The organism is Streptomyces sp. NPDC002825, assembly GCF_040295385.1.
Lineage (GTDB): Bacteria > Actinomycetota > Actinomycetes > Streptomycetales > Streptomycetaceae > Streptomyces.
Genome location: NZ_JBEOVH010000005.1, coordinates 124,482 through 150,741 on the forward strand (window position 1 = coordinate 124,482; position 26,260 = coordinate 150,741).

A 26,260-nucleotide genomic window follows, 5' to 3' on the forward strand; every position below is an offset into this window, starting at 1 on the left:
ACGAACGCTTTGTGACTGACGGGTTAAGCGCCGATCTGGCGGCTTAAAGACCGATTCAGGTCGTTTCTGTCAGAGGCTGATCGGCCCCCTGATGGAGTGCGTTCAGCAGTCGCCTCGCCTGCGCCACCAGCTGCGACGAGCCCCGCCCGGAGGCGAGCGCGTCGAGCCCGGCGACCCCGCCGACGGCCCCGCACCGCTCCACACAGTCCGCGGCGACCGCGAGGACCTCGCCGAGCCCGTGGACCGGCTTCGCCCGGGCCGGCAGCTTCGCGAGCATCGCCGAGAGGATCGCCCAGACCGTCCCGTACGCCCCCGTGGCGGCGGCCGTGCGGGCCGCGTCCGCCAGCCGGTTCGGCTTGACCGCGCCCTCCGCGAGCAGCCACGCCAGCTCCTCGCCGAGCCTCCGGGGGTTCAGCTCGCCCCGCGCCGTGAGGACGAGCACGGCGTCCACCGCGCGCAGCCGGTCGTCCGCGTCCACGCAGCCGAGACCGCACGCCAGGGCCAGCAGCACCGCCCGGCCCACCGGCCCCTCGGCCTCGGCGAGCGCGGTCAGCGGTTCGGTCGCTCCCCGGCCGTCCCCCTCGGCACTCTGCGCGAGGGGCGGCAGGAGGCAGGCCGCGAGCAGCTCACGGTCGGCCGGCAGCACGGGAGCCCACTGCGCCCGGTCCTCGATCCGGTGCCGGCAGCGACGGGGAGCCGACTCCGGGGCGCCGCCGAGCCACTGGAAGGCGGGCGGGAACTCCGCCCGCACCGTCGGCTGCTCACCGAGGTCGACCACCAGCCGGTCGACCAGGCAGTGCCTCCGCGGCGTCCTGTCCTCGTCCCGCCGGAGCACCCGCACAGTCGCCCCGACGGCGGTCTCCTCCCGCAGCCAGGCGGCGAGCCGGCGGCCGGCCGGGGTGCCGAGCGTCGCCGCCTCCACGGCCGCGCGCCGCGCCGACGGGTCGGCCCGCCGTACCCGGAGCAGGGCCTGCGCGAGATCGGCCGGAGCGGGCTCGACGCCCGCGTCCCGGTACTGCCGCAGCCGCTCCACCAGGACCGGCGGATCGATCGCCCCCGTGTGCCAGGTCGGCGTGGCGAGCAGGAACGGCAGCGCGTCCGTGCCCACCAGGCCGGCGGCCTCCCACAAGCGGGCGTCGAGGACCCCCGAAAGGGCCTGGTGGAGACAGGAGTCCGTGCTGTGCTCCTGGGGCCGGCGGAAGTCGACGAGCGCCGGGTCCAGCAGACCGAGCAGCCCGGCGAGGACCACATGGATCCCATGGATCCCATGGCTCTCATGGATCCCATGGCTCTCATGGATCTCATGGGTCTCTTGGGTGAAGTAGGGGGTCTCGTGCTCCCACCGGGGCCACGGGAACGCCTCCCGTACGGCCTCCGCCACGGCGGCCCTGTCCCGGTGCGCGTGCCGCACCAGGCCGTCCAGCGCCCGCTCGAACGCCACGGGGTCCTCCGAGAGCCGCTGCACCAGCAGCTCCGCGACCAGCTCCTCGACGGTCGTCGCCGGGGGCCGGACGAGCTGGACCTCGGGCACCGGCGGCAGGATCTCCTCGTACGGACGTGCCGGCTCCGGCTCCAGGTCCCCGCCGAACAGCTCCTCGGCGGCCCGCCGGTGCGTCGGGCTCAGCAGCCCCGCGGCCTCGGCCAGCTCGTGCCGCACGCCCGTGTCCACGGCGTTCAGGTGACGGCCCGCCAGCTTGAGGGCCCGCTCCTGGATGTCGGTGTCCTCGTTCCCGAAGGCCTCCGTCACGGCGGGCAGCAGCTCCCCGGCCGCCCCCGGCTCGCGCGCCAGCACGTTGCCGACCAGCGCCAACTGGGCCCGTACCAGTTTCTTCTCGGTGCGGAAGAGAACGCCGGACGTCATCTCTGCGAGCGCCGCGACCGGCACCGAGCCCGTCGAGGCGAGCTCCGCCAGGACGTCCTGCGCGTACCCGGCGACGATGGACGGCGCGTCGGCCGCGATCGCGACCCAGTCCGGGATCCGCGCCCTCAGCTCCTCCGCGTCCGGTGCGAGCAGCCGCACCGTCTCCAGCGGGAGGCGCAGGTTCCGGACGGGGCCGCCGCGCAGCAGCCGGGACACGCACACGTCCAGGACCTGTGCGCGGTCGAGGACGCCTTCCTCGACGAGCGTCCGCAGCGCCGACGGCCAGTGCCCCTCCGGCCGGCGCCCCGCCGGCCGGGTCAGCCGCTCGGGCGGCTCGGCCATCGCGAGGGCGTGCGCCACGAGGGCGGGCGTCTGCGGGTCCTCCCGGAGCCGCTCCACGAGCCGGTCGCCACTGAGGTGCCACGTCCATCCGGTGACGTAGCCGTCGGTCGGGGGGACGGTGTATCCGGCCCGGACGATCAGCCCGTGGAGCAGCGGATAACCGTTCTCCGCCACGGCCCGGCGCCTGGCCAGACGCCCCGCGAGGTCCGCGGCCCACTCCGGGTCGGGATCGCCGAGCGCCGCGAGGGCCAGGGGCTTGTCCTCCTCCCGGACCTGGAGCTCGCGCGCACCGAGCCAGCTCGCGGCGGCCGCCGCCGTCGGAAGACAGCCGGCGCCCGCGACGTACAGCGCGCTGCGGATGCGGTCCGGCACGTACGGAGGTGTCGCCCACTTCCCGGCACGCACCTCGGCGCGCAGCGCCTTCAGCCGGGTGAGCGCGCGCTTGCGCTCGGCGGCGTCCAGCGACTCCAGCAGGGCCGGCACCTCACGAGCCTCCCCGGCGAGCACGACGGCCAGCAGCCTGTCGACCCCGGAGCGGACCGCGGGACCGGAGTCGGGGCCCGGGCGTTCCCCGGTGCCGGCGCGTTCCGTCGTTCCGGCGCCGACCGCGTCCGCATCCCGAGCCGAACCGGTGCCCGCGCCTGCATCCGGAGTGCCACCCGCACCCGTACCCGTATCGCTCATCCCCGTCGCGTTCCCCATGCCGTCCCCCGTCCTGATCCCCACACCCCGCCACTCCGCCTCCACGGACGGTAGGCGAGCGCCGGTGCGGATCGCGTCATGGGAACGACGTTACGACCCCCCACTGACAATCGGCGGCGCCCGCCCCGACCAGCAGGTATCGCCCACCCGCCCCGGCCGAGCCCCCCGGCGGCTACTGCCCGACCCGCCCCGGCTGGAGCACCTTGCTGAACAGCACCGATCCGCCCTCGGCCCGCAGCCGCACGGTCAGCTCCCCGCTCCCGCCGTCGATGTCGACCTCGCCGAAGTACTGCGGGCTCTCCATCGGCGACAGGTTCGCCCGCTCCGGCGCCCGCACGAACACCCGCTCCGGGCCGAAGGTCGCGTCCAGGGCGTTCGCCGGGAACCCGCCCGCCGCCAGCGGCCCGGACACGAACTCCCAGAAGGGGGCGAAGTCCTGGAAGGCAGCCCGCTCCGGCGCGTAGTGCTGCGCCGAGGTGTAGTGGACGTCCGCCGTCAGCCACACCGTGCCGGTGATCCGCCGGTGCTTCACGAACCGCAGCAGCTCCGCGATCTGGAGCTCCCGGCCCAGCGGCGCGCCCGGGTCGCCCTGCGCGATCGCCTCGAAGTTCGCCGCGCCGTCCGGGACGACCAGACCGATCGGCATGTCCGCCGCGAGCACCTTCCACACCGCCCTGGACGCGGCCAGCTCCCGCTTGAGCCACGCCAGCTGCTCGGCACCGAGGATGCCGGTGGTGTCGTCGGCCTGCCGGCCGGGCGAGTTGGCGTTGCGGTACGAGCGCATGTCGAGCACGAACACGTCGAGCAGCGGCCCGTACCGCACCACCCGGTGCATCCGCCGCTCGCGGCCCTCACCGCGCGGGTGGAGGGTGGAGACCGGGAAGTACTCGCCGAACGCGCGCGAGGCGCGGGCCGCGAGCACGTCCACGTCCTTCTCCGTGTAGCGGACGTCGTCCAGGATCTGGCCCGGGTACCAGTTGTTCCGCACCTCGTGGTCGTCCCACTGCACCACCGACGGCACCTGTGCGTTGAAGGCCCGGACGTTGTGGTCGAGGAGGTTGTAGCGGAAGTTGCCCCGGTACTCGTCGAGGGTCTCGGCGACCTTCGACTTCTCCGGCGTCGTGACGTTCCGCCAGATCCGCCCGTCCGGGAGGGTCACGCTCGGCTTGATGACCCCGTCGGCGTAGATCGTGTCGCCGCTGCACAGGAAGAAGTCCGGGTCGAGCCGGCGCATCTCCTCGTACGCGCGGAAGCCCCCGATGTCCGGGTTGATGCCCCAGCCCTGCCCCGCGATGTCGCCGGACCACAGGAAGCGGACCCCGTCGCGCCGCCGGTCCGGCGCCGTGCGGAAGGTGCCGAGGACCGGCTCGCCCGCCCGGCGCGGGTCGTCCGGGTCGACGAGGGTGACCCGGTAGTGGATCTGCTCGCCCGCCGGCAGTCCGCGCAGCGCCGTCGTCCCGGTGAAGTCCGTGTCCGCGCCGATCAGCGGGCCGAGGTGGCGGCGCGCGTGCCGGAAGGACTCGGTCGCCGAGGTCTCCACCAGCATCCGCGCCGGCCGGTCCGAACGCACCCAGACCAGACCGGAGGAGGCCGTCACGTCACCCGCCTGCACACCCCACTCGGCCCGGGGCCGGCCGGACAGTGCGAACGCGGGAGCGGCGAGACCGGTGCCGCCGAGGGTGAGCGCCGCCGACGCGGCCAGCGAACCGCGCAGGACGCTGCGCCGGGCGGGGGAGGGGGAGGAGCCGGGCACGGGAAGGGACATGAAAAGGCCTCCGGGGTGGGGTCGTTCCGGTCGCGGACGGTGCGCCGCCCCGTACCGCACGACCGGGGCGCCGACCCATGCCTAACGGCCGGGAGCGGCGCCCGCGCGAACCCCGCGTGAACAGAACGCCCTTCGGTCCTCGCGGACCCGGGACACGCCCGGCCCGCACCGCCCCGTCATCCCCGCCCCAACGCCTCCCCCACCAACCGGATCCCGGTCGCGATCGCCGAGGGCGTCAGGTGCGCGTACCCGATGACGAGCCGTACGTCCCCGTCCGCCGGCCGCTCCGTGCCGTACTCCTCCAGGGGACGCAGCGGCACCCCGGCCTCCGCCGCCCGCGCGAGGAACCGTTCCGGAGGACCGAATCGCCCCGGTACGCGCGCGATGACGTGCAGTCCTGCCGCGATCCCGCTCACCCGGGTGCCGGGCAGATGCTCCGCGAGCGCCGCGAGCAGCGCGTCCCGCCGCTCCCGGTAGGCACGTTGGCAGCGCCGCAGCTGCCGGTCGTAGCCGCCGCGCGTCACGAACTCCGCGAGGACGGCCTGGTCGAGTACGGGATTGCCGAGGTCCATCGTCCGCTTGCGTTCGACGACCTCGTCGAGCAGCGCCTCCGGCACCAGCATCCAGCCCAGCCGCAGCCCGGGGGCCAGCGACTTGCTGACGGAGCCCGTGTAGGCGACCCGCTCCGGGTCGAGGCCCTGGAGCGCGCCGACGGGGGCGCGGTCGTAGCGGAAGTCGCCGTCGTAGTCGTCCTCCAGGACGTACCCGTCCACCGCACGCGCCCAGTTGAGGAGCGCGGCCCGGCGCTCCGCCGACCAGCCGATGCCGGACGGGAACTGGTGCGAGGGCGTCACGACCACCGCCCGCACCCCGGAGTCGGCGAGCGGCCCCGGGCGCAGTCCTTCCTCGTCGAGCGGCAGCCACACCGTCTCCATGCCGGTGGCGGCGAACAGCCGACCGTGCTCCGGGCTGCCGGGGTCCTCGATCCCGACCTGGCGCAGTCCACGCGCGCGGAGGACGAAGCCGAGGAGCGTCGACGCCTGCGCCACGCCCGAACAGACCACGAGCCGCTCCGGATCGGCGACCACGCCCCGCCGCCGTGCGAGCATCGCGGCCAGCGCCTCGCGCAGGCCGGGGAGCCCGCGCGGGTCCGGGTAGCCGAGCGCCGGGTGGGGGAGCCGGGTGAGTACGGACCGCTGGGCCGCCGCCCACGCGCTCCTCGGGAACAGCGAAAGGTCGGGGGTCCCCGGGCGGAAGTCCACCCGCACCCCCGGCGCCCTCGCGGCCAGGTCGCGGGCTCCGTGCACGGCCGCCCTGGCCGCACCGCCCACCCAGGTCCCCGCGCCCCGGTCGCTGCGCAGATACCCCTCGGCCGTCAGCTGCTCGTACGCCTCGGTGACGAGCCCCCGCGAGACGCCGAGGTCGGCCGCGAGCTCCCGGCTCGACGGCAGCCGCGTCCCGGCGGCGAGCCGCCCCGAGCGCACCGCCTCCCGCAGCGCCTCCTGCAACGCCCGTCCCCGCCGCCGCGCCGGAGCACCGGCGGCCGGCAGCAGCAACTCCCAGGCCGCCTGGCCCTGGCCCCCCATGTCACTGCCCCTTCCCGCCACCCCGCGCCGGGGCCGCCCGGTCCCTCCCGGTCGGGTCCCATGATGCCGGGGTGGCGACGGGATCCCGCGACGGGATCCCGCGACGGGATCTCGTGACCAGATTCCGCGACGGGATCCCGTGACCAGATTCCGCGAGGGGATCCCGCGAGGGGATTCCGCGACCGGGTTCCGCTACTGCCGCACGTCCAGGGCCAGGTGCCCGGACAGCGCCCGCAGGAAGTCCGGCGCGTCGAACAGCGCGCCGGCCGAGGCGACGCCCGTCGCGCGGGTCCGGCCGGTGAGGATCCGGTGGACCGCCTCCACCGCGAGCGGCGCGCTGACGGCGTAGATGTCCTGGCCTGCGGCGACGGCCCGGCGTTCCACGCCCTCGGAGCGCACGACGACGTCCACGAGGAAGGTCTGCGCGGACCGGCCGCGCTCGTCGACGGCGGTGGGTGCCGTCGCGTCCGGCGCCGACAGGTCCTGGGCCGCGTCGACCGCCATGTACGTGCGTACCTCGGGCACCTTCAGATGGCTGGGGACGGTCACCACGTCGGCCATCGTGAACTCGCCGATGACGGGCCGCCGGCCCAGCGGCGCGGGGAAGGGCCACTCCACGACCGAGAACGCGTCGTCGTGGTACTCGAGTCGACCGCCGGTGTAGCGGACGTGCCGGCCGTTCCGCCGCTCCCGGGACACCTTGCCCGCCGCGAGGGTGCCCGACGTGGGGTGCCAGCTGCTCAGCCCGTACGCGACGTGCACCTCGTCGGCGGCCGTCCAGTCGCCCATGGCCGTGGTGGCGAGGAGGTCGCCGAGGCCGCCGTAGAAGGCCATCGCGGGGAGGACGACCGTCCCGGCGGCGCGGGCCGGGTCGGCGAAGCGCGCGAAGGTGTCGGCGTTGGCCTCGATCTCGGCGGCCACGTCCACGTACGGGATCCCGGCACGCAGTGCGGCCTCGATCACCGGGGCGCCGGTCACGGCGAACGGCCCGGCGCAGTTGATCACGGCCGCCGCACCGGTCAGCGCGCGGTCGAGCGAGGCCGGGTCGTCGACCGACGCCGGGCGGACGTCGAGGCCCTCGTACGACGCGGCGAGCGTCCGCAGCCTGCCGGCGTCGCGGCCGGACAGCACCGGGACGAAGCCCCGCTCAAGGAGCTCCGCCACCACGAAGCGCCCGGTGTGGCCGTAGGCCCCGAACACCACGACCCGCTGACCCGATCCCATGACTTCTCCCGCCGTTTCTGGTTGTCAAAATTTGAACTACCCCCATCCTGGCGGTCGGTGGCGGCGACCGCGAGTGTCCGGAACGACATGCCCCGTACAATTACGGACATGAGGACGCTCGCACTGGCAGTCACCGACGGCATGCTGCACTTCGAACTCTCCCTCGCGTACGAGGTGTTCGGCGCCGCCCCGGACGCGGTGGACGTGCCCTGGTACGACGTGACCCTCTGCGGACCGGGCCCCGCGCGCGTGGAGCGGTTCCGCATGGAACCCGACCACGGGCTCGACCGGCTCGCGTGCGCGGACACGGTGATCGTCCCCGGCTGGGCCGACGTCGACGCGGAGCCGCCCGCCGAGCTGGTCGACGCGGTCCGCGCGGCCCACGAGGCAGGCGCGCGCGTGGCCTCCCTGTGCACGGGCGCCTTCGTCCTGGCCGCCGCCGGGCTCCTCGACGGCCGGCGCGCCACCACCCACTGGGCGCACACCGAGGCCCTCGCCGAGCGGTATCCCCGGATCGAGGTCGACCCGGACGTCCTCTACGTGGACAACGGCAGCGTGCTCACCTCCGCCGGCAAGGCCGCCGCCATGGACCTCTGCCTGCACCTCGTCCGCCTCGACCACGGCTCGGCCGTCGCCAACACGGCGGCCCGGCGCCTGGTCGTGCCCCCGCATCGGGACGGCGGCCAGGCCCAGTTCGTCACCGCTCCCGTGCCGACCCGGGAGGACCACCCGCTCACCGAGCTGCTGCCCTGGGCCGTCGCACGGCTCGGCGAGCCGCTGACCGTGGAGGACCTGGCACGCCGGGCCCGGATCAGCTCGCGCCAGCTGGGCCGCCACTTCCGCGCGGCGACCGGCACCACGCCCCTGCAATGGCTGCTCACCCAGCGGATCCGCCGCGCCCAGGAGCTCCTCGAGGCCACCGACGACAGCGTGGAGGCCATCGCGGAGGCCACCGGCATGGGCACGGCCACCACACTCCGCCGCCACTTCAACCGCACCGTCGGCGTCCCCCCGGACACCTACCGCCGCACCTTCCGCTCCCGGCCCCGCCCCGGCCCCGGTGAGAAGTGGTCCCCGATGCCGTGACGGAAGTGGACCTCAAAAGGGGCCGCTCCGCTCCCTAGCGTCGGAGGCATGAACGCGAACGCCTTGCGCGGAGTCCTCCTGGTGACCCTCGCCTACGCCCTCGTCGGCGCCTCCTTCACCGCCAACAGCCTGCTCGGCGCCTATCCGTACGCGGGTGGACAGGCGCTCCGGTACGCCGCCGCCTGCCTGCTCCTGCTCCCGCTGCTGGGCCGGGGCGGGCTCGCCCCCCTGCGACTCCTGACCGGCCGTCACTGGCTGCGGCTCGCCGCCCTCGCGGCCGTCGGCATGGTCGGCTTCAACCTGGCCGTGCTCGCCGCCGAGCGGACCGCCGAGCCCGCCGTCCCCGGAGTCCTGGTCGGCTGCGCCCCGGTCGTCGTCGCCGTCCTGGTGCCCCTGACCGAGGGCCGCAGGCCCGCCCCCGCCGTGCTTCACGGGGCCCTGCTCGTCGCCGCCGGAGCGTTCACCGTGCAGGGCTGGGGGCGGACGGACCTGGCCGGGATCGGCTGGTCGGTGGCGGCGCTCGCGGGCGAGGTGGGGTTCACCGTCCTCGCCGTCCCGGTCCTGCGGCTGCTCGGGCCGAAGCTCCTGACGGCCGCCGTGTGCGGGATCGGCGCGGCCGAGGCGGCCCTCGTCGGCCTGGTCGTCGACGGCGCAGGGTTCGTCAGGATGCCGACGGCCGTCGAGGCGGGCGCTCTGTTCTGGCAGGCGGCCCTGGCCACGGTCGTCGGATTCGTCCTCTTCTACATGGGCGTCCAGCGCGTCGGTATGGAGAGGGCCACTCTCTACACCGGTGCCATCCCGATCGCCGCCGCCCTGAGTGCCGCCCTCGTCGGAGGCGGCCTCTTCGGCCTCCCGCAGGCGACCGGCAGTCTCCTCGTGGGAGCGGGCGCCGCCCTGGGCACGGGCCTGTTCACCCGGGGCGACCGAAGCGCCCGGGCCGCCGCACCGGACTCGGTCGACGGGCCGGACTCTCTGGACAGGCCGGACTCGGCCGGCAGTCCGGCGCTCGACAGGCCCGTCTCAGCGGCTGCCGTCCAGGATGACGCGCGCCACCAGAGCCGGATCGTCGTTCATCGGCACGTGCCCGCAGCCGGGCAGCCGGACCAGGCGCGCGGCGGGCAGGGTCTGCTTGGCGCGGACGCCCTGGCGGCGCAGCAGCAGCCGGTCGCGGCTGCCCCAGGCGACGGTGACGGGAACGGTGGGGATGGAGTCACGGAAGAGGGCGGTCCGGCCCGCCGCCAGGGTCTGGTGGAAGCCGGTGGCCTCGCGCAGCGCCAGCGTCTCGGCGACGACGGCCTCGGGTGACCGGCGGCCGGGCCGGGCGTAGATGGTGCTGGTGAGGACCGTGCGCCCGGCGGCCGTACGGGACAGGCGCTCGATCAGCGGCACGGGCAGCGACAGGGCGGCGCCGCGCATCGCCCGCAGCGTCCCGAAGGCGTACCGCCGCTCGCCCTCGGACCAGAAGCCGGCGGGGGAGAGGGCGGTGACCGAGCGCACCAGCTTCTCCCGGCCCAGTTCCAGGGCGAGCAGACCGCCGAGCGAGTTCCCCGCGACGTGCGGCCGCTCGAAGCCGACGGCCTCGCAGAAGGCGCCGAGCACGGGCACGACGGTGGACAGGTCGTACGGGACGCCCTCGGGCAGTCCGTCGGAGGCCCCGAAACCGGGCAGGTCGGCGGCGATCACCTCACGCTCGGCGGCGAGGGCGTCCAGGACGGGTTCCCAGGCCTGCCAGTGGTGCCCGATGCCGTGGAGCAGCAGCAGGGGCTCACCCGCGCCCCGCCGCTCGTATGCCATGGACGTGGTGCGGGGACCCGCCGGGGTCTCGATCGTGAACGCGATCCGTGCGGGCATGCGGGCTCCTCGGTTCCTCGTGCAGCGCGTCGTGAACACCGGCAGGCGCCACCTTTTAGACGTCCCGTCAGTAAGAATTACCGCTCAGTAGCCAGGAGTTCAAGACGGGAGCCGGAAACTGGACACCACCGACGGCGTGGGCTGGGATGGGCGCGTGCCCACCTCTACCGACACCCTCACCGAACTCTTCGAGGAGCACCGCCCGATGCTCCTCGGCGTCGCCTACCGGATGCTCGGCCGCACCGCCGACGCCGAGGACGTCGTCCAGGAGGCCTGGCTGCGCTGGACCGCCTCGGACCGCGACGCCGTCCGCGAACCGCGCGCCTTCCTCGTACGGATCACCACCCGGCTCGCCGTCGACCGGCTGCGCCAGGCGCAGGCGCGCCGAGAGGCCTACGTCGGCCCCTGGCTCCCCGAGCCCCTCGTCACCGGCTTCGGCCCCGCCGCCCCCGACAGCGCCGAGCGCGCGATGCTCGCCGACTCCGTCTCCCTCGCGGTCCTCGTGGTGCTCGAATCCCTCTCCCCGCTGGAGCGGGCCGTCTTCGTGCTGCGCGAGGCCTTCGGCTTCCCGTACGGGGAGATCGCCGCCGCCCTCGACCGCTCCGAGGCGGCCGTGCGCCAGCTCGCCGGGCGCGCCCGGCGCCACGTCGACGAAGGAAGGCCACGCTACGACGTCGACCCGGCCGAGCGCCGCGACCTCACCGAGCGCTTCCTCTCCGCCGCGGCCGGCGGCGACCTCGGCGAGCTCCTCGCGATCCTCGCCCCGGACGTGCGGCTCGTCGGCGACAGCGGCGGCAAGTCCAAGGCCCCGCTGCGGATCATCGAGAGCGCCGACAAGGTGGGCCGCTTCCTCTTCGCCGTCGCCCAGGACTTCGCGGTCGGGTACGAGCTCCGCTTCCTGGAGCTCAACGGCGCCCCCGGCCTGCTCGTCCTCGTCGACGGGAGGCCCGACACCGTCTTCCAGATCGAGTCGCGCGACGGACTCGTCCAGTGCGTCCACATCATCCGCAACCCCGACAAGCTCCGGGGCCTCTCCGACGCCTGACGTCCCGCGCTCCAAGATCACGCCATTCGGCTCGATCCCGCCCCGCCTCTCCTTCCGGGAGGCGGGGCCTTTTGCTGCGCGGGCCTCACGAGGGCGCGAACGTCCTGTGAACGATCTAGGTCAGAGGGTCACATTCAGGGGCGTTCGGCGGAGGATTGGTCTTGACCAAGGGGGTGGCTCGCCTTATGGTCGCAGAGTTAGTGCAGGAACCTTTAATAAACAAGGGCGCGGAAAAACGCCGCGGGACACGGCGAATTGCGGAGGATCAGGGTGGGGACCACGCAGCTGGCATCGGCACCGGAGCCGAAGTACCAGCACCTCAAGACAGTGATCGGCGAAGCGCTCGACTCGGACTTCGCCGTCGGGGAGATCCTTCCCAACGAGCGCGAGCTCGCGGCCCGCTTCGGCGTCGCCCGCGCCACGCTCCGCCAGGCCCTGGAGCAGCTGGAGCTGGAGGGCCGCCTGCAGCGCCGCCGCGGTGTCGGCACCACGGTCGCCCCGCCGCGCGTCGGCGTCGACGTCTCCACCACCCAGCAGGCCTGGCCCGGCGTCGGCGACGACGTCTGGCAGCCGCAGGACTCCGCGGCCGACGTGGCCCCGGCCGCCGTCGCCCGCGTCCTGGAGACCGGCACCGACGAGCAGGTGCACGTCGTGCGCCGCATCCGCATCAGCCAGGGCCAGCCGGTCGCGGCCGAACTGCTCTACGTGCCCGCCGGGTCAGTCCCGGGCCTCAGCTCCATCGACGCCCCCGCCGGTCCCGCCCGCGCCCGCGCGGTCCTGCGCGAACTCCAGCACCTCGCCCTCGACGGCCAGGACCGCTCCGTGGAGCTCGGCTCCGCCCGGGCCGACGACGCCAAGGAGCTCGACCGGCTGCCGGGCGCGCCCGTCCTGGTGGTGACGACCCGCTACCTCTCCGCCGGGCGCACCGCCGCCGTCTCCGTCGCCACCTACCGCGCCGACACCTGCCGCCTCACCTTCGGCGACTCGGTCGACCTGGTCATGGCCTCGTAAGACCCGCGCATCGACACCGGCACCGGCCCGTCACCAGGAGACAACTCCTAGCGGCGGGCCGTCACCGTGCCGTCGACGGCGAAGAGCTGCTCCTCGACGTGGTCGAGCGCGAGCCGCAGGGCGCCCGTGCCGACCGCGGCCTCGCCGAGCAGGGACAGCACCACCCGGGGCGGCCGCAGACAGAACCGGGCCAGCTCGTCGCGGAGCGGCTGGAGCACCCCGTCGAGCCCCGCCGCCCAGCCGCCGACGACCACCAGCTCGGGATCGATGGCGAGGACCAGGGCCGCCACGTCGTGCACGAGTCGCTGGATGAACCGCTCCACCGCCGCCTGGGCGCGCGCGTCGCCCTTGCGGGCCAGTGCGAAGACCTCCGCGACCGCCTGCTCGTCCAGCGGGTGCAGCGGCTCGTCCGTCGTCGACAGCAGGGTCTCGGGCGTGACGCCCCGGCCCAGCAGGTGCAGGGCCCCGATCTCCCCGGCCGCCCCGCCGAAGCCGCGGTGCAGCCGGCCGCCGATCAGCGAACCGGCGCCGGGGCTCAGGCCGGCCAGGACGAAGACGATGTCGTCGGAGTCGGTCGCCGCACCCTTCCAGTGCTCGGCGACGGCCGCCGCGTTGGCGTCGTTCTCCACGATCACCGGGCAGCGGAAGGAGCGCCTCAGCCGCTCCCCGAGCGCGAGGCCCGTCCAGCCGGGCAGCGCCGTGCCGAGGCGCACCGTGCCGTCGGCCTCCACGATGCCGGGCGTGCCGACGCCGACGGCCCGCAGGTTGGACCGGGCGACCCCGGCCCTGCGCAGCACGTCGGCGACGACCGTACGCACCCGGTCGAGGCGCTCGTCCTCGGACGCCGTCTCCGACACCTCGCGGGACCCGGCGCCGATGATGCGCCCGTCCAGACCGGAGAGCAGGGCGGCCACGCGGTGCGGGCCGATCTCGATGCCGAGCAGATGACCGGCCTCGGCGCGGAAGCGGAACCTCCGTGCCGGACGTCCCTGCCGCCGGGTCTCGCCCTCCTCGGGCGCCGACTCGACGACGAGACCGCCCTCCATGAGGCCCTCGACGACCCCCTCGACCGTGGGCCGCGAAAGGCCCGTGATCCGGGTCAGATCCGTGAGCGTGGGCGCCTCGGCGCCCCGCAGCGCATGGAGTACCACCGCGGAGTTGATCCGCCGCAGCAGAGACGGATCCCCGCCGGTCAGCCGCCCCACCGTGTGTCCTCCCAGCTCGTGCGCTTCTCAGGCGGATGGTACTCAATGGGTCAGGATGCGGCGAGTGCCGCCCCCGGGGCGGATCCCAGGGGAGCGCGCCCCGCCTCGCCCCGGTCACCTGACGGAACGCCAACTGTCAGTGCCGGCCGCTTTACTGTCCCCATGACCACGGCAGGGCACCTGGCGACCATCGACTTACTCCGCACCCGCGCCTTCCCGGAGCGACCGGAGCGATCCGGACCCGTCGACAGCGGCCCCGGCTTCCACGTCGGGGAGCTCGCGACGAGCGAGGACTTCTGGGAGGACGACGGCAGCCGCAGCCTGCTCGTCGAGGAGCAGTACGAGGCGGAGCGCGACGGTCTCGCCGTCCTGCTCACCGCCCGCTGGGGCCCGCCGGAGGAGCTGACCCTCTGGTCCGTCCTGGAGCGGAGTATGGACGGCGAGGAGATGCCGGAACCGTGGTCCACCCTCAGCTGCCACACTCCGCGCCTGAAGCTGTGGCGGGCGGACGGCCGGTGGATAGGCCTCGGCGTCTCCCAGTGGGACAAGGAGCTGCCGTACCAGCTCCTCGCGGTGGTCACCGAGGTCGACCCGCCCTGAGCCCGCCTGGATCCAGGCCGCGGCCCGCGGCCGAACCGATCTCGGCCGCCGTCCGCAGCCGGACTAGCTCTCGGCCGCCGTCCGCAGCCGGGCGAACTCCTCGGCCATCGTCGCCGCCGTCCAGTGCGCGTTGAGACCGCTCGGATTGGGCAGCGCCCAGACCCGGGTGGACCCGATCGTCCGCTCCTGCGGTCCGATCGCCGCCTTGGGCTCCCCGAACGCCGTGCGGTACGCCGTCACGCCGACGACCGCCAGCCAGCGCGGAGCGAGCCGCTCCACCTTCTCCACGAGCAGCCGCCCGCCCTCGCGGTACTCCTCGCGGCTCAGCTCGTCGGCCCGCGCGGTCGGCCGCGCCACCACGTTCGTGATCCCGAGCCCGTACGTCAGGAGTTCCTCCTGCTCGTCCGGCCGCAGCAGCCTCGGCGTGAACCCGGACAGATGGAGCACAGGCCAGAAGCGGTTGCCCGGCCGGGCGAAGTGATGGCCCGTCGCCGCCGTCCACAGACCCGGATTGATCCCGCAGAAGAGGACGGAAAGGCCGCCCGCCACCACGTCGGGAACGACGCGGTCACGGGCGGCCTCCAGCTGCTCCTGGGTGAACCGGGGAGTCCGGGTCAGAGGATCGCTCCGGGGGTGTAGGCGGCGGCCTCCGGGTGCTGCTTGAGGATCTCCTCGATGCGGGAGACCACCGAGGCGACCTGGTCGGCGGCGGCGCCCGTGAAGGACAGCTTGTCCGCCATCAGCTCGTCGAGCTGCGCGCGGTCCAGCGGGATCCGCTCGTCGGCGGCCAGCTTGTCGAGGAGCTCGTTCTGCACGGTGCCCTGCTCGCGCATGGCGAGGGCGGAGGCGACGGCGTTCTCCTTGATGGCCTCGTGGGCGACCTCGCGGCCCACGCCGGCGCGGACCGCGCCCATGAGGACCTTGGTGGTCGCCAGGAAGGGCAGGTAGCGGTCGAGCTCTCGGGCGACGACGGCCGGGAAGGCGCCGAACTCGTCGAGCACGGTGAGGAAGGTCTCCAGGAGACCGTCGAGCGCGAAGAAGGCGTCCGGCAGCGCGACCCGGCGGACCACGGAGCAGGACACGTCGCCCTCGTTCCACTGGTCGCCGGCCAGCTCGCCGGTCATCGACGCGTAGCCGCGCAGGATGACCATCAGGCCGTTGACGCGCTCGCAGGAGCGGGTGTTCATCTTGTGCGGCATCGCCGAGGAGCCGACCTGGCCGGGCTTGAAGCCCTCGGTGACCAGCTCGTGGCCCGCCATCAGACGGATCGTCTTGGCGATGGAGGACGGTGCGGCGGCCAGCTGCACCAGCGAGGTGACCACGTCGTAGTCGAGCGAGCGCGGGTAGACCTGGCCGACCGAGGTGAAGGCGTGCGCGAAGCCGAGGTGACCGGCGATCCGCTGCTCGAGCTCGGCGAGCTTGCCGGCGTCGCCGCCGAGCAGGTCCAGCATGTCCTGCGCGGTGCCGACCGGGCCCTTGATGCCGCGCAGCGGGTAGCGGCCGAGGAGCTCCTCCAGGCGGGCGTACGCCACGAGCAGCTCGTCCGCCGCCGTCGCGAAGCGCTTGCCGAGGGTGGTCGCCTGGGCGGCGACGTTGTGCGAGCGGCCGGCCATGACCAGCTCCGCGTACTCGGCGGAGAGCTTGCCGAGACGGGCGAGGACGGCGACCGAGCGGTCCCGCATCAGCTCGAGGGAGAGGCGGATCTGCAGCTGCTCGACGTTCTCGGTGAGGTCCCGCGAGGTCATGCCCTTGTGGACGTGCTCGTGACCGGCGAGGGCGTTGAACTCCTCGATCCGGGCCTTCACGTCGTGCCGGGTGACCTTCTCGCGCTCGGCGATGGAGCCGAGGTCGACCTGGTCGAGAACGCGCTCGTAGTCGGCGAGGGCGGCGTCCGGAACCTCGATCCCGAGGTCCTTCTGCGCACGCAGCACGGCGAGCCACAGCTGACGCTCCAGCTTCACCTTCTGCTCGGGGGACCAGAGGACGGCGAGCTCCGCGGAGGCGTAGCGGCCGGCCAGAACGTTGGGGATGCGGGGCTTCGCAGTCACAGCAGTCACGTGGACAGAGTTTACTGGTGGTTTCTGCAGGCCAGCGCCAGGGTCCGATGTGGAGCTTGCTACGAGACGCAGGTCACCCGCCTGCGTCCGCGCCCCCGCCACGGACCGCCGACGGCCCGTACGGCAGCAGGCCGTGCCCCTGCCGCGCCCCCGCTACGGACCGGCCGGCGGCTCGTACGGCAGCAGCTCCGGGCGCTTGGGCGCGCGGCCGTCCCCCGAGGAGCGGCCCGTCAGGCGCCGTCCGATCCACGGGCCCAGGTGCTCCCTGGCGAAGCGTACGTCCGCGATCCGCCGGCTCGCCCAGCCGGGCCGTATCCCCGGGGGCAGCGGGGTGCGCCAGTCCTCCTCGGGCGCCAGGCCGAGCGTCTGCCACACCGCCTCGGCGACCCGGCGGTGCCCGTCGGCCGTCAGATGCAGCCGGTCCACGTCCCAGAGCCGGGGGTCGCCGAGCGACGGAGCCCCGTACAGGTCGACGACCAGGGCGCCGTGCTCGGCGGCGAGGGCGTCGATGTGGGCGAACAGCTCCTCCATCCGGGGGCGGAAGCGCTCCATGACCGGGCCGTTGCGGCCGGGGCTGCGCATCAGGACCAGCTGCCCGCAGGAGGGTGTGAGGCGTTCCACTGCCTCGGTGAGCAGGTCCCGCACCCGCACCATGTCGACCTTCGGGCGGAGGGTGTCGTTGAGCCCGCCGACGAGGGTCACCACATCGGCCTTCATGCCTGCGGCCAGGCCGACTTGCTCGTCGACGATCTGGCCGATGAGCTTGCCGCGCACGGCGAGGTTGGCGTAGCGGAAGCCGGGGGAGCGGGCGGCGAGCCGGCCCGCGAGGACGTCGGCCCAGCCCCCGTAGGAGCCGTCGGGCCTCAGGTCCGACATACCCTCGGTGAAGCTGTCCCCGACGGCGACGAGACTGTTGTACGTGGCATTGATCTCCATGGCGGAGCGATCATACCGTGCGGTATGCGAGCGCTGTCCTGGAGAACCCGGGAGGGGAAACCCGATGAGCGACGCGCTCCTGAGCACGCTGGCCGAGGCGCTGGCGGAACTGGTGACGGTGGTCGAGACCTCCGACGACGAGGACCTCGACCCGGACACGGCCGTGAAGTGGCTGGAGAGCACCGCGTACACCCTGGGCAGGCTCGGTGCCGCCGACCGCCGCACCCTCGACGGACTCTTCCGCGAGGCCGCGCTGCGGCAGCCCGAGGGCCCCTGGCGGGACGAGCTGCTCAAGGTCTCCGAGGGCTTCGGCCTCACCGAGGGGCCGGCCGGGGTCGCCCACGCCGCCGCCTGCGAGGCCGCCCTGGAGACCGCCCGGCGCTTCGCCGCGACCGTCCGCGCGGCCGACCCCGCGACCCCCGTCCCGACCTGCCCCGGCTGGACCCTCGCGGACCTCACCCGGCACCTCGGCACCGTGCACCACTGGGCCGGACACCTCGTACGGACGCGGGCCACCGTCCGGGTCCTCGCCCGGGACGTCCCGCTCGACCTTCCGGCCGACCCCGCCGCGTACCCCGACTGGCTCGCCGCCGGCGCCGAGCGGTTCGCCGCCACCGCGCGCGAGGCCGACCCGGACGCTCCGGTCTGGTCGCCCGGTGCCGACCCGCACGTCCGCCACTACCCCCGCCATGTGCTCTTCGAGACGTTGGTCCACCTCGCCGACGCCGAACTCGCCGTCGCCGGGACGGCGGGACCCCTCGACCCCGGCACGGCGGCCGACGCCATCGACCACTTCCTCGGGAACGCCCCGTACATCCCCTGGATCGCCGAGCCCCTCGCCCACCTCGACCGCGACGGAGCCGTCCTCCGTCTCGCCGCCCGCGACACCGGCGCCGTCTGGACCCTCGCCCTCGGCGGGGGAGGTTTCACCTGGACCCGGGGGACCGACGGCGGCGAGCCGACCGCCGGGGTCGCGGCCGACACCGGCGAGCTGCTGCTCCTGCTGCACCGCCGTTACGCGGCGGACGACCCCCGCTTCACCCACACCGGCGACCGGGATCTGCTCGACGACTGGCTCGCCGCCACCGCGCTCTGACACGCCGGAGGGCCCCGGGATCCGTCCCGGGGCCCTCCGCCGCGGGTGTCACGGCGCGGCGGGGCGTCCCACCAGCTCGCGCAGCACGTCCTCCATCGCCACGAGACCGGCCGGCTTGCCGTCCTCGTCGAGCACGGCCGCCAGATGCGTCCGGCTGCGGCGCATCGCGGTCAGGACGTCGTCCAGCGGCGTCGCCGCCCGGACCCGGGCGATCGGCCGCAGCGCCGACACCGGGAACGCCAGATCGCGCGGGGTGACGTCCAGGGCGTCCTTGACGTGCAGATAGCCCAGGATGCGCCGCTCGGCGTCGAGCACGGGGAAGCGGGAGAACCCGGTCCGCGCCGACAGCGCCTCCAGCTCCTCAGGGGTGGTGCCCACCTGCGCGTACACCACCTTCTCCGCCGGCATCACGACGTCCCGCACGGGCCGCCGGCCAAGCTCCAGGGCGTCGTGCAGGCGCTCGGCGGCCCGGTCGTCCAGGAGACCCGCGTCGCCCGCGTCCGTGACCATCCGGGCCAGCTCGTCGTCCGAGAAGGTCGCCGAGACCTCGTCCTTGGTGTCCACCCGCAACAGCTTGAGCAGGGCGTTCGCGAAGGCGTTGATCGCGAAGATCACGGGCCGCAGCGCCCGCGCGAGCGTCACCAGGGGCGGCCCGAGGAGCAGCGCGGAGCGCGTCGGCTCGGCCAGCGCGATGTTCTTCGGCACCATCTCGCCGAGCAGCATGTGCAGATAGGTCGCCAGGGCCAGCGCGATCGCGAACGAGATCGTCGCGGCCACGCCGTGCGGCACGCCGACCGCGTCGAAGACCGGTTCGAGCAGGTGCTCGATGGCCGGCTCGGCGACGATGCCGAGGACCAGGGTGCACAGCGTGATGCCGAGCTGCGCCGCCGCGAGCATCGCGGAGACGTGCTCCAGGCCCCAGATGACGCTGCGCGCCCGCCGGTTCCCGGAGTCGGCCAGGGGCTCGATCTGGCTGCGGCGGACCGAGATCAGGGCGAACTCGGCGCCGACGAAGAAGGCGTTGACCACCAGCGTCAGCAGACCGATCAACAGCTGGATCGCGATCATCGGCCCGTCTCCCCGTCCTCGATGTGGTGCCGCGCCGGGGCGTGCAGCAGCACGCGCGCGGCGCGCCGGCCCGAGGCGTCGACGACGTCGAGCCGCCAGCCGGCCAGCTCCATGCTGTCGCCGGCGGTGGGGATGCGGCCGAGCTCCGTCGCGAGGACGCCCGCGAGCGTCTCGTACGGGCCGTCCGGCACCCGCAGGCCGATCGTGGCCAGCTGGTCCGTACGGGCGGCGCCGTCGGCGGACCACAGCTCGCGCCCGTCCGCGTCCTCGCCCGCCCGCGCCAGGTCCGGCGTCTCGTGCGGGTCGTGCTCGTCGCGCACCTCGCCGACGACCTCCTCGACGATGTCCTCCAGGGTGACGACCCCGGCCGTGCCGCCGTACTCGTCGATGACGACGGCCATCGTCTGCTTGCCCGAAAGGCGGTCGAGCAGCCGGTCCACGGTGAGCGTCTCGGGCACGAGCAGCGGCTCGCGCAGCATCTCGCCGATCCGGCGGCGGTGCCGGTCCTCGGCCGGTATCGCGAGCACGTCCTTGATGTGGGCGATGCCGACGACCGCGTCGAGGCTGCCCCGGTAGACGGGGAAGCGGGACAGGCCGGTCGCCCGGGTCGCGTTGGCGACGTCCTCGGCGGTGGCCTGCACCTCAAGGGCGGTGACCTGCACGCGGGGCGTCATCACGTTCTCCGCGGTCAGCTCCGCCAGGTTGAGGGTACGGACGAACAGCTCGGCCGTGTCCGCCTCCAGGGCGCCCTCCTTCGCGGAGTGCCGGGCGAGCGCCACCAGCTCCTGCGGGGAGCGTGCGGAGGCGAGCTCCTCGGTCGGCTCCATGCCGAGGCGGCGCAGGATCCGGTTCGCGGTGTTGTTGAGGTGGCTGATCAGCGGCTTGAAGGCGGCCGTGAACACGCGCTGCGGGGTGGCCACCACCTTCGCGACGGCCAGCGGCGAGGAGATCGCCCAGTTCTTCGGGACCAGCTCGCCGACGACCATCAGGACGACGGTCGACAGGGCGGTGCCCAGGACGAGGGCGACCGAGGAGGCCGCCGAGGGCGAGAGTCCGATGGACTCCAGGGGGCCGCTGATCAGCTTGGCGATCGAGGGCTCGGAGAGCATGCCGACGACCAGGTTGGTCACGGTGATGCCCAGTTGGGCGCCGGAGAGCTGGAAGGTGAGGGAGCGGACGGCCTTGAGCGCGCCCGCCGCCCCCCGCTCGCCGCGCTCGACGGCCGCTTCGAGCTCGCCGCGCTCGACCGTCGTCAGGGAGAACTCGGCCGCGACGAACGCGCCGCACGCGAGAGCGAGCAGCAGCGCCACGACGAGCAGAAGCACTTCGGTCATCGGTTCACCTCCGTCCCATGATCAGTCAGCGGGAGAGGGATCGCTCGATGTCGACGCTCGGAACCAGTGCTACTGGGAGGCTCGCCCATGGGCGGACGTACACACCTTTCGGTCGTCGGGATGGGACACCATGGTAAAGGATCGGCAAAGTGGGGTGGTGGTCCCCCCGTCCCGACTACTTCGTGAACGGCTTCACCCATCGGCGCCACTGCTCCTGGCGCTCGTACCCCGCGGCCCCCCACGCGGCGTGCGCCGTCTCGTTCGCCACCAGGACCATCGCGTCCGCGCGGCGCCCACCGAGCGCGGCGAAGCGATCCTCCGCCGCGCGCAGGAGCGCGGCCGAGATGCCCTGCCGCCGGTGCGAGGGCAGCACGGCGAGCCGGTACAGCGAGGCACGCCAGCCGTCCCAGCCGGCGATCACGGACCCCACGATCCGCCCGTCGGGCAGCGTGGCCAGAATCAGCGCCTCGGGATCGCGCTCCAGCAGCCGGGTCACCCCGTGCACGTCGTCGGAGATGGACGTGCCCTCGGCGGACTCCCGCCAGAAGGCCAGTACGGCCTCCGCCTCGTCGGTCACGGCGGCGCGGATCTTCACATCGATCATGGCCCGATCCCATCACGAGGCGCGCCGGCCCTGCCAGGGATTACCGCCGTGCCGTGCCCAGGACGCAGGGCGAGGACGGCAGCCGGGGACCCTGCTCCGGAACGTCGAAGGAGCGATACGTGACGAGCTCGAAGCCCGCCGCCTCGATCGCCGCCAGCGGGGTACGGGAGGTGTGACAGCCGCCGAACAGCAGCGGCCAGACCGTGCGGTCCAGGCCCCGCTGCACCCGCGCGAGCCCCCGCGTGTCCGCCGCCCCGTGCTCGAAGAACCGCAGCTCACCGCCCGGCCGCAGCACCCGCCGCAGCTCGGCCAGGACCTCCGGCACGTCCCGTACGGTGCACAGCACGAGCGAGGCCACCGCCGCGTCGAAGGAGCCGTCCGCCCCCGGCAGCGCCTCGGCCGCACCCGACACCACGGTCACCGGGACGGCGGCCCGGCGCGCGGCCTCCTCGGCGAGCCGGCGCAGATGGGCCTCCGGCTCGACGGCCACGACCTCGGTGACCCCGGCCGGGTAGTGCGCGAAGTTCAGGCCGTTCCCCGCGCCGATCTCCACGACCCGGCCGGAGAGCCCCGCGAGCAGCTCGGTCCGCAGGGCACCGAGGCCGCCGCGCGCCTCGGCCGAGACGCTGAACCGGGCGTAGAAGCGGGCGAAGAGAGGGTGGTGGACACGTGGGGGCGGGCCGGGGTGCGTCATCGTCCGTCCCCTCATCCCGTCACGAAGCAGAACTCGTTGCCCTCCGGGTCCCGCATGACCTGGAAGGAGCCCTGCTCGTCGGTCACGAGCCCGCCGACCGCCACGGCCCCGAGGGGCAGCACCTCCCCGGCCGCCCGCGCCGGATCCACCACCTCCACATCGAGGTGGACCCGGTTCTTCGCGGCCTTGCCCTCCGGGACCCGCTGGAAGGCGATCCGTACGAACTCCGGCGGATCCACGTACGACCAGTCGGGGCTCCGGTCGACGGGCTCGCCGCCGAGGAGGCCGGCCCAGAAGCGGACGAGCGCCTCGGGGGCGGCGCAGTCGAAGACGATCTCCTGAACTCGTGCGCGCATATCGTCAGCGTACGGAGACGGGGGGCTTCCGCGCCCTGCGTAGGGCGTCAGCCGTCAGCCGTCAGCCGTCAGCCGTCAGCCGTCAGCAGTCAGCCGACGGAGGGCGGTGCCGCCTGTGTCTTCGTGAACTCCGCCGCGTCCCACGTGCCGCCGAGTTCCGGTGCCAGCCAGCCGCCGGCCGCCGCCCGGAACTCCGCCGGGTCCAGCGCCCCCGAACCCTCCGGTACTGCTCCGAGCAGCGGAGCGCCCGCCGCCTCCGGCAGGTCCGCCAGGTTGCAGCGCGCCGCCAGGTCCGGCGCGTCCGGCCAGCTGCCGACGACCACACCGAGCTGCTCGATCCCACGGGTCCGCAGCGCCTCGGCCGTCAGGGCCGTCGAGTTGAGCGTCCCCAGGCCGGCCGGCACCACCACCAGGACCGGTGCGCCGAGCAGCGCGGCCGCGTCGGCGAGCGTGCCGCCCTCCTCGTCGAAGCGGACGAGCAGCCCGCCCGCGCCCTCCACGAGCACCAGGTCGTGCTCCGCGGTCAGCTTCCGGGCGGCCTCGGCGACCTCCTCGGGCCCGACCGGGGTGAGCCCGGCCCGCCGGGCGGCCGTCCCGGGGGCCAGCGGCTCCGGGAAACGGCCCAGCTCGGCGGAGGTCGCGGCGCCCGAGAGACGTACGACCTCGTCGGCGTCGCCCCGCTCGTCCGGCCCGACGCCGGTCTGGGCGGGCTTCAGGACGGCGACGGACTTGCCGGCGGCGGTCGCGGCGGCGGCGAGTGCTGCGGTTACTACGGTCTTGCCGATCTCCGTGCCGGTGCCGGTCACGACGATGACGGTCATGGGGTGTCCCTTCCTTGCTTGCGGGCGCCGAGCACGTGGGCGCCGTAGGTACAGGCGGGCGGAGGCGCCCGCAGAGGCGCCGTTCCGCTGTGCCCACCCGTTCCGCCCTGCGGAACGATTGCCCACAACGGAAAAGGCGCCCCCGCCACAACGGCGTCAGCCCGCCTGCGCCGCCGCTCGCACCGCCGTGCAGATCCTGGCCAGGTCCTCGTCACCCGTCACGTACGGCGGCATCGTGTAGATCAGGTCTCGGAACGGGCGGAGCCAGACGCCCTCGCGGACCGCCGCGCGGGTCGCCGCCGCCATGTCGACCTCGTGGTCGAGCTGGACGACGCCGATCGCGCCGAGCACCCGCACGTCGCGCACGCCCGGGAGGTCGGCCGCCGGGGCGAGGCCGTCCCGCAGGCCCGTCTCGATCCGCTTGACCTCGACCTGCCAGTCCTGGGAGAGCAGCAGGTCGATCGAGGCGAGGGCGACCGCCGATGCCAGCGGATTGCCCATGAACGTCGGCCCGTGCGCCAGGACCGGGACCTCGCCGCGCGAGATCCCCTCGGCGACGCGGCTCGTGCAGAGCGTCGCCGCCATCGACAGGTAGCCGCCGGTCAGTGCCTTGCCCACGCACATCACATCGGGGGAGACCCCGGCCTGGTCGGCGGCGAACAGCGTGCCCGTCCGCCCGAACCCGGTCGCGATCTCGTCGAAGACCAGCAGCACGTCGTGCGCGTCGCAGGCCTCGCGCAGCACCCGCAGATACGCCGGGTCGTGGAAACGCATGCCGCCCGCGCCCTGCACGACCGGCTCCACGACCACCGCGGCCAGCTCGTGCGCGTGCTCGGCGATCCGGGCGCGGAGCAGCTCCGCGTACGACTCCTCGTACGGGACCGGCGGCGCGTCCACGAAGACCTGCCGCTGGAGCACCCCCGACCACAGCTGGTGCATCCCGCCCTCGGGATCGCACACGGACATCGGCTGCCAGGTGTCGCCGTGGTAGCCGCCGCGCCAGGTGAAGAGCCGCTGCTTCTCGGGGCGGCCGAGGGAGCGCCAGTACTGCAGGCACATCTTGGCCGCGACCTCGACGGAGACCGAGCCCGAGTCGCTGAGGAAGACGTGCCGCAGCGGCTCCGGGGTGATCTCCACGAGCCGGGCGGCGAGCCGGACGGCCGGCTCGTGGGTGAGCCCGCCGAACATGACGTGGCTCATCCTGTCCAGCTGGCCGCGCACCGCCTCGTTGAGGACGGGGTGGTTGTAGCCGTGGACCGCCGACCACCACGAGGACATGCCGTCGACCAACTCGGCCTGGCCCTCGGCGGGTTCGGCGAGCCGGAGGCGCACCCCGGACGCGGACGCGACGACCAGCGGCTCCGCGCGGCCCGGCATGGGGCCGTACGGATGCCAGACGTGCGCCCGGTCCAGGGCGAGGAGTTCGTCGTTACGCATTCGGCGCGAGGTCCGTGCCGGCGCCCCGGCGGCGCACGGCCACCAGGTCGGTGCGGGCCTCGTTCACGGCGGGAGCCGCCGGAGCGTGACCGCCGCAGGGGCCGCAGCCGGCGCCCTCCTCCGCGTGCGAGCCGCAGCCGGCCGAGGCCTCGGAGCCGCAGCCCGCCGAGGCCGTCGAGCCGCAGCCGCCCGCCGCACCGGCCGCCGCGAGCGCGTCCGCGCGGTGCTTCGGGAGGGTGGTCGTGCCGGCGCCCTCCACCTCGAAGCCCGCGTCCGCGATCATGTCCAGGTCGGCCTGGCCGGCCTGGCCCTCGCTGGTCAGGTAGTCGCCGAGGAAGATCGAGTTCGCGATGTTCAGCGCGAGCGGCTGCATCGTGCGCAGGTGCACCTCGCGGCCGCCGGCGATCCGCACCTCGACGTCGGGGCAGACGAACCGGACCATCGCGAGGATCCGCAGGCAGCGCTGCGGGGTGAGGTTCCACTCCTTGGCGAGCGGGGTGCCCTCGAAGGGGATGAGGAAGTTGACCGGCACCGAGTCGGAGTCGAGCTCGCGCAGGGCGTAGACGACGTCGACGAGGTCCTCGTCGCTCTCGCCCATGCCCGCGATCAGACCGGAGCAGGCCGACAGGCCGGCGGCGTGCGCCTTCTGCACGGTGTCCACACGGTCCGCGTAGGTGTGGGTCTTGGTGATGTCGCCGTACGTCGCCTCGGACGTGTTCAGGTTGTGGTTGTACGCGTCGGCACCGGCCTCCCGCAGCCGCTCCGCCTGGCCGTCCGAGAGCAGACCGAGGCAGGCGCACACCTCGACGCCCTCGTTCTGCTCCTTGATCGCCTCGATCGTCTTGCCGACGCGCTCCACGTCCCGGTCCGTCGGACCGCGGCCGCTGGCCACCAGGCAGACACGCTTGGCGCCGCCCGCGACACCCGCCGCCGCGGCCTGGGAGGCCTCGTCCGGCTTCAGCCAGGTGTACTTGAGGATCTCGGCCTTCGAGCCGAGCCGCTGCGAGCAGTACGAGCAGTCCTCGGGACAGAGACCGGACTTCAGGTTGACCAGGTAGTTGAGCTTCACCCGGCGCCCGAACCACTGACGGCGCACCTTTCCGGCGGCCGCCACCACATCGAGCAGTTCGTCGTCGGAGGTCGCCAGTACGGCGAGCGCTTCTTCACGGGTCGGCAGCTCGCGCCGCAGCCCCTTCTCCACCAGCGTGTTCAGCAGGTCCATAACCGCAGATCCTTGCCTACCGCCCGCCCTCGGGCCAAGGAGGATCCGAACAAACGCCCCGGATAGAGGTGTGTGGATGACCACATCCCGACCTCGGCATCCTGCGGTTAGGGTCTGTGCGCTGCCTACAAAAGGATCGCCGCATGCCACTGGCCGAGGACGCACGCGCCGTGGGCGCCGAGGACGCACGCGCCGCGGGCACCGACGACGGACGCGCCACGAGCCCGACCGACGACGACGGACGTGCCAAGGGCCCGAGCGCCGAGGACGTGCGGCTCACGGCCCAGAGCGCCGACGACGCACGTGCCGTGGCCCCGAGCGCCGGCGACGGACGCGACGCGGCCTCGAGCGCCGACG

Annotated in this window: 22 protein-coding genes and 1 pseudogene; 6 read left to right on the forward strand and 17 right to left on the reverse strand. The window is 74.0% G+C overall.

The annotated features are described in order from the left end of the window. Nucleotides 1-55 precede the first annotated feature (55 nt). The 4 genes from ABT041_RS09070 to ABT041_RS09085 form a co-directional block, all read right to left on the reverse strand. Nucleotides 56-2,887, reverse strand: a complete 2,832-nt coding sequence (locus ABT041_RS09070; RefSeq protein ID WP_351181400.1) for a DUF7824 domain-containing protein — start codon at nt 2,885-2,887, stop codon at nt 56-58. A 190-nt stretch (nt 2,888-3,077) separates the two neighbouring features. Further along, nucleotides 3,078-4,670 (reverse strand): alkaline phosphatase D family protein, encoded by a 1,593-nt coding sequence (locus ABT041_RS09075; RefSeq protein ID WP_351181403.1) that lies wholly within the window; start codon nt 4,668-4,670, stop codon nt 3,078-3,080. Between the two features lie 176 nt (nt 4,671-4,846). Then, a complete protein-coding gene (gene pdxR / locus ABT041_RS09080; protein ID WP_351181406.1) occupies nt 4,847-6,256 on the reverse strand; it encodes a MocR-like pyridoxine biosynthesis transcription factor PdxR in 1,410 nt (469 codons plus the stop codon). Nucleotides 6,257-6,448: 192 nt separating this feature from the next. After that, complete coding sequence (locus ABT041_RS09085) at nt 6,449-7,480, reverse strand: saccharopine dehydrogenase family protein (protein WP_351181409.1); 1,032 nt, start codon at nt 7,478-7,480, stop codon at nt 6,449-6,451. A 108-nt stretch (nt 7,481-7,588) separates the two neighbouring features. Here ABT041_RS09085 and ABT041_RS09090 point away from each other — a divergent pair, with 108 nt between their 5' ends. Together ABT041_RS09090 and ABT041_RS09095 are read left to right on the forward strand one after the other, a co-directional pair. Then, nucleotides 7,589-8,566 carry a helix-turn-helix domain-containing protein gene (locus tag ABT041_RS09090; RefSeq protein ID WP_351181411.1) on the forward strand — a complete coding sequence of 326 codons (978 nt, stop codon included), beginning with the start codon at nt 7,589-7,591 and terminating at the stop codon, nt 8,564-8,566. A 48-nt stretch (nt 8,567-8,614) separates the two neighbouring features. Then, nucleotides 8,615-8,971, forward strand: a pseudogene (locus ABT041_RS09095) (EamA family transporter); the annotation flags it as partial. A 615-nt stretch (nt 8,972-9,586) separates the two neighbouring features. On the opposite strand, the gene ABT041_RS09100 reads toward ABT041_RS09095, so the two are convergent. Next, nucleotides 9,587-10,417: an alpha/beta fold hydrolase gene (locus ABT041_RS09100; protein WP_351181414.1), complete on the reverse strand. Its 831-nt coding sequence runs from the start codon at nt 10,415-10,417 to the stop codon at nt 9,587-9,589. Between the two features lie 154 nt (nt 10,418-10,571). Here ABT041_RS09100 and ABT041_RS09105 point away from each other — a divergent pair, with 154 nt between their 5' ends. Both ABT041_RS09105 and ABT041_RS09110 read left to right on the forward strand, forming a co-directional pair. Further along, nucleotides 10,572-11,462: an RNA polymerase sigma-70 factor gene (locus ABT041_RS09105; protein ID WP_351181417.1), complete on the forward strand. Its 891-nt coding sequence runs from the start codon at nt 10,572-10,574 to the stop codon at nt 11,460-11,462. A 270-nt stretch (nt 11,463-11,732) separates the two neighbouring features. Further along, a complete protein-coding gene (locus ABT041_RS09110) occupies nt 11,733-12,473 on the forward strand; it encodes a GntR family transcriptional regulator (RefSeq protein ID WP_351181420.1) in 741 nt (246 codons plus the stop codon). A gap of 47 nt (nt 12,474-12,520) precedes the next feature. On the opposite strand, the gene ABT041_RS09115 is transcribed toward ABT041_RS09110, so the two are convergent. After that, the gene (locus ABT041_RS09115) at nt 12,521-13,678 is read right to left on the reverse strand and encodes an ROK family transcriptional regulator (RefSeq protein ID WP_351181423.1); all 1,158 of its coding nucleotides are present in this window, start codon (nt 13,676-13,678) and stop codon (nt 12,521-12,523) included. A 162-nt stretch (nt 13,679-13,840) separates the two neighbouring features. Here ABT041_RS09115 and ABT041_RS09120 point away from each other — a divergent pair, with 162 nt between their 5' ends. Next, on the forward strand, nt 13,841-14,278 hold the full coding sequence (locus ABT041_RS09120; RefSeq protein WP_351181426.1) for a hypothetical protein: 438 nt from the start codon (nt 13,841-13,843) through the stop codon (nt 14,276-14,278). 63 nt (nt 14,279-14,341) lie between these two features. Here the strand turns inward: ABT041_RS09120 and mug are convergent, their stop codons facing one another. The 3 genes from mug to ABT041_RS09135 all read right to left on the reverse strand — a co-directional run bounded on the left by mug (nt 14,342) and on the right by ABT041_RS09135 (nt 17,271). Next, nucleotides 14,342-14,830 carry a G/U mismatch-specific DNA glycosylase gene (gene mug / locus ABT041_RS09125; protein ID WP_351181429.1) on the reverse strand — a complete coding sequence of 163 codons (489 nt, stop codon included), beginning with the start codon at nt 14,828-14,830 and terminating at the stop codon, nt 14,342-14,344. Nucleotides 14,831-14,892: 62 nt separating this feature from the next. After that, nucleotides 14,893-16,335 (reverse strand): adenylosuccinate lyase, encoded by a 1,443-nt coding sequence (gene purB, locus ABT041_RS09130; RefSeq protein ID WP_351181432.1) that lies wholly within the window; start codon nt 16,333-16,335, stop codon nt 14,893-14,895. Nucleotides 16,336-16,488: 153 nt separating this feature from the next. Continuing rightward, nucleotides 16,489-17,271 carry an SGNH/GDSL hydrolase family protein gene (locus ABT041_RS09135; RefSeq protein WP_351181435.1) on the reverse strand — a complete coding sequence of 261 codons (783 nt, stop codon included), beginning with the start codon at nt 17,269-17,271 and terminating at the stop codon, nt 16,489-16,491. A gap of 64 nt (nt 17,272-17,335) precedes the next feature. On the opposite strand from ABT041_RS09135, the gene ABT041_RS09140 reads away from it, so the two are divergent. Further along, a complete protein-coding gene (locus ABT041_RS09140; protein ID WP_351181438.1) occupies nt 17,336-18,367 on the forward strand; it encodes a maleylpyruvate isomerase family mycothiol-dependent enzyme in 1,032 nt (343 codons plus the stop codon). Nucleotides 18,368-18,415: 48 nt separating this feature from the next. Here ABT041_RS09140 and ABT041_RS09145 read toward each other — a convergent pair whose 3' ends face one another. The 8 genes from ABT041_RS09145 to bioB form a co-directional block, all read right to left on the reverse strand. Beyond that, nucleotides 18,416-19,435, reverse strand: coding sequence for a hemolysin family protein (locus ABT041_RS09145; protein ID WP_351181441.1), 1,020 nt, complete (start codon nt 19,433-19,435; stop codon nt 18,416-18,418). After that, nucleotides 19,432-20,769 carry a hemolysin family protein gene (locus ABT041_RS09150; RefSeq protein WP_351181444.1) on the reverse strand — a complete coding sequence of 446 codons (1,338 nt, stop codon included), beginning with the start codon at nt 20,767-20,769 and terminating at the stop codon, nt 19,432-19,434. The genes ABT041_RS09145 and ABT041_RS09150 overlap by 4 nt, the downstream gene beginning before the upstream one ends. Before the next feature lie 175 nt (nt 20,770-20,944). Beyond that, nucleotides 20,945-21,373: a GNAT family N-acetyltransferase gene (locus ABT041_RS09155; RefSeq protein ID WP_351181447.1), complete on the reverse strand. Its 429-nt coding sequence runs from the start codon at nt 21,371-21,373 to the stop codon at nt 20,945-20,947. Between the two features lie 40 nt (nt 21,374-21,413). After that, complete coding sequence (locus tag ABT041_RS09160) at nt 21,414-22,067, reverse strand: class I SAM-dependent methyltransferase (protein ID WP_351181450.1); 654 nt, start codon at nt 22,065-22,067, stop codon at nt 21,414-21,416. An 11-nt stretch (nt 22,068-22,078) separates the two neighbouring features. After that, nucleotides 22,079-22,423, reverse strand: a complete 345-nt coding sequence (locus ABT041_RS09165; protein WP_351181453.1) for a VOC family protein — start codon at nt 22,421-22,423, stop codon at nt 22,079-22,081. A gap of 89 nt (nt 22,424-22,512) precedes the next feature. After that, on the reverse strand, nt 22,513-23,244 hold the full coding sequence (gene bioD, locus ABT041_RS09170; protein WP_351181456.1) for a dethiobiotin synthase: 732 nt from the start codon (nt 23,242-23,244) through the stop codon (nt 22,513-22,515). 156 nt (nt 23,245-23,400) lie between these two features. Continuing rightward, nucleotides 23,401-24,681 carry an adenosylmethionine--8-amino-7-oxononanoate transaminase gene (locus ABT041_RS09175; protein ID WP_351181459.1) on the reverse strand — a complete coding sequence of 427 codons (1,281 nt, stop codon included), beginning with the start codon at nt 24,679-24,681 and terminating at the stop codon, nt 23,401-23,403. After that, a complete protein-coding gene (gene bioB / locus ABT041_RS09180) occupies nt 24,674-25,903 on the reverse strand; it encodes a biotin synthase BioB (protein ID WP_351181462.1) in 1,230 nt (409 codons plus the stop codon). Before bioB ends, ABT041_RS09175 begins: the two co-directional genes overlap by 8 nt. Between the last annotated feature and the right edge of the window lie 357 nt (nt 25,904-26,260).

Bases quoted from the DNA above. Each gene is read 5' to 3' on its own strand.
- ABT041_RS09085 (WP_351181409.1), bottom strand. From the start codon at position 7,480: ATGGGATCGGGTCAGCGGGTCGTGGTGTTCGGGGCCTACGGCCACACC.
- ABT041_RS09075 (WP_351181403.1), bottom strand. From the start codon at position 4,670: ATGTCCCTTCCCGTGCCCGGCTCCTCCCCCTCCCCCGCCCGGCGCAGC.
- ABT041_RS09145 (WP_351181441.1), bottom strand. From the start codon at position 19,435: ATGATCGCGATCCAGCTGTTGATCGGTCTGCTGACGCTGGTGGTCAAC.
- ABT041_RS09070 (WP_351181400.1), bottom strand. From the start codon at position 2,887: ATGAGCGATACGGGTACGGGTGCGGGTGGCACTCCGGATGCAGGCGCG.
- ABT041_RS09090 (WP_351181411.1), top strand. From the start codon at position 7,589: ATGAGGACGCTCGCACTGGCAGTCACCGACGGCATGCTGCACTTCGAA.
- ABT041_RS09175 (WP_351181459.1), bottom strand. From the start codon at position 24,681: ATGCGTAACGACGAACTCCTCGCCCTGGACCGGGCGCACGTCTGGCAT.
- pdxR (WP_351181406.1), bottom strand. From the start codon at position 6,256: ATGGGGGGCCAGGGCCAGGCGGCCTGGGAGTTGCTGCTGCCGGCCGCC.
- ABT041_RS09135 (WP_351181435.1), bottom strand. From the start codon at position 17,271: ATGGAGATCAATGCCACGTACAACAGTCTCGTCGCCGTCGGGGACAGC.
- bioB (WP_351181462.1), bottom strand. From the start codon at position 25,903: ATGGACCTGCTGAACACGCTGGTGGAGAAGGGGCTGCGGCGCGAGCTG.
- ABT041_RS09160 (WP_351181450.1), bottom strand. From the start codon at position 22,067: ATGACGCACCCCGGCCCGCCCCCACGTGTCCACCACCCTCTCTTCGCC.
- ABT041_RS09120 (WP_351181426.1), top strand. From the start codon at position 13,841: ATGACCACGGCAGGGCACCTGGCGACCATCGACTTACTCCGCACCCGC.
- ABT041_RS09140 (WP_351181438.1), top strand. From the start codon at position 17,336: ATGAGCGACGCGCTCCTGAGCACGCTGGCCGAGGCGCTGGCGGAACTG.
- ABT041_RS09150 (WP_351181444.1), bottom strand. From the start codon at position 20,769: ATGACCGAAGTGCTTCTGCTCGTCGTGGCGCTGCTGCTCGCTCTCGCG.
- ABT041_RS09100 (WP_351181414.1), bottom strand. From the start codon at position 10,417: ATGCCCGCACGGATCGCGTTCACGATCGAGACCCCGGCGGGTCCCCGC.
- ABT041_RS09155 (WP_351181447.1), bottom strand. From the start codon at position 21,373: ATGATCGATGTGAAGATCCGCGCCGCCGTGACCGACGAGGCGGAGGCC.
- ABT041_RS09165 (WP_351181453.1), bottom strand. From the start codon at position 22,423: ATGCGCGCACGAGTTCAGGAGATCGTCTTCGACTGCGCCGCCCCCGAG.
- bioD (WP_351181456.1), bottom strand. From the start codon at position 23,244: ATGACCGTCATCGTCGTGACCGGCACCGGCACGGAGATCGGCAAGACC.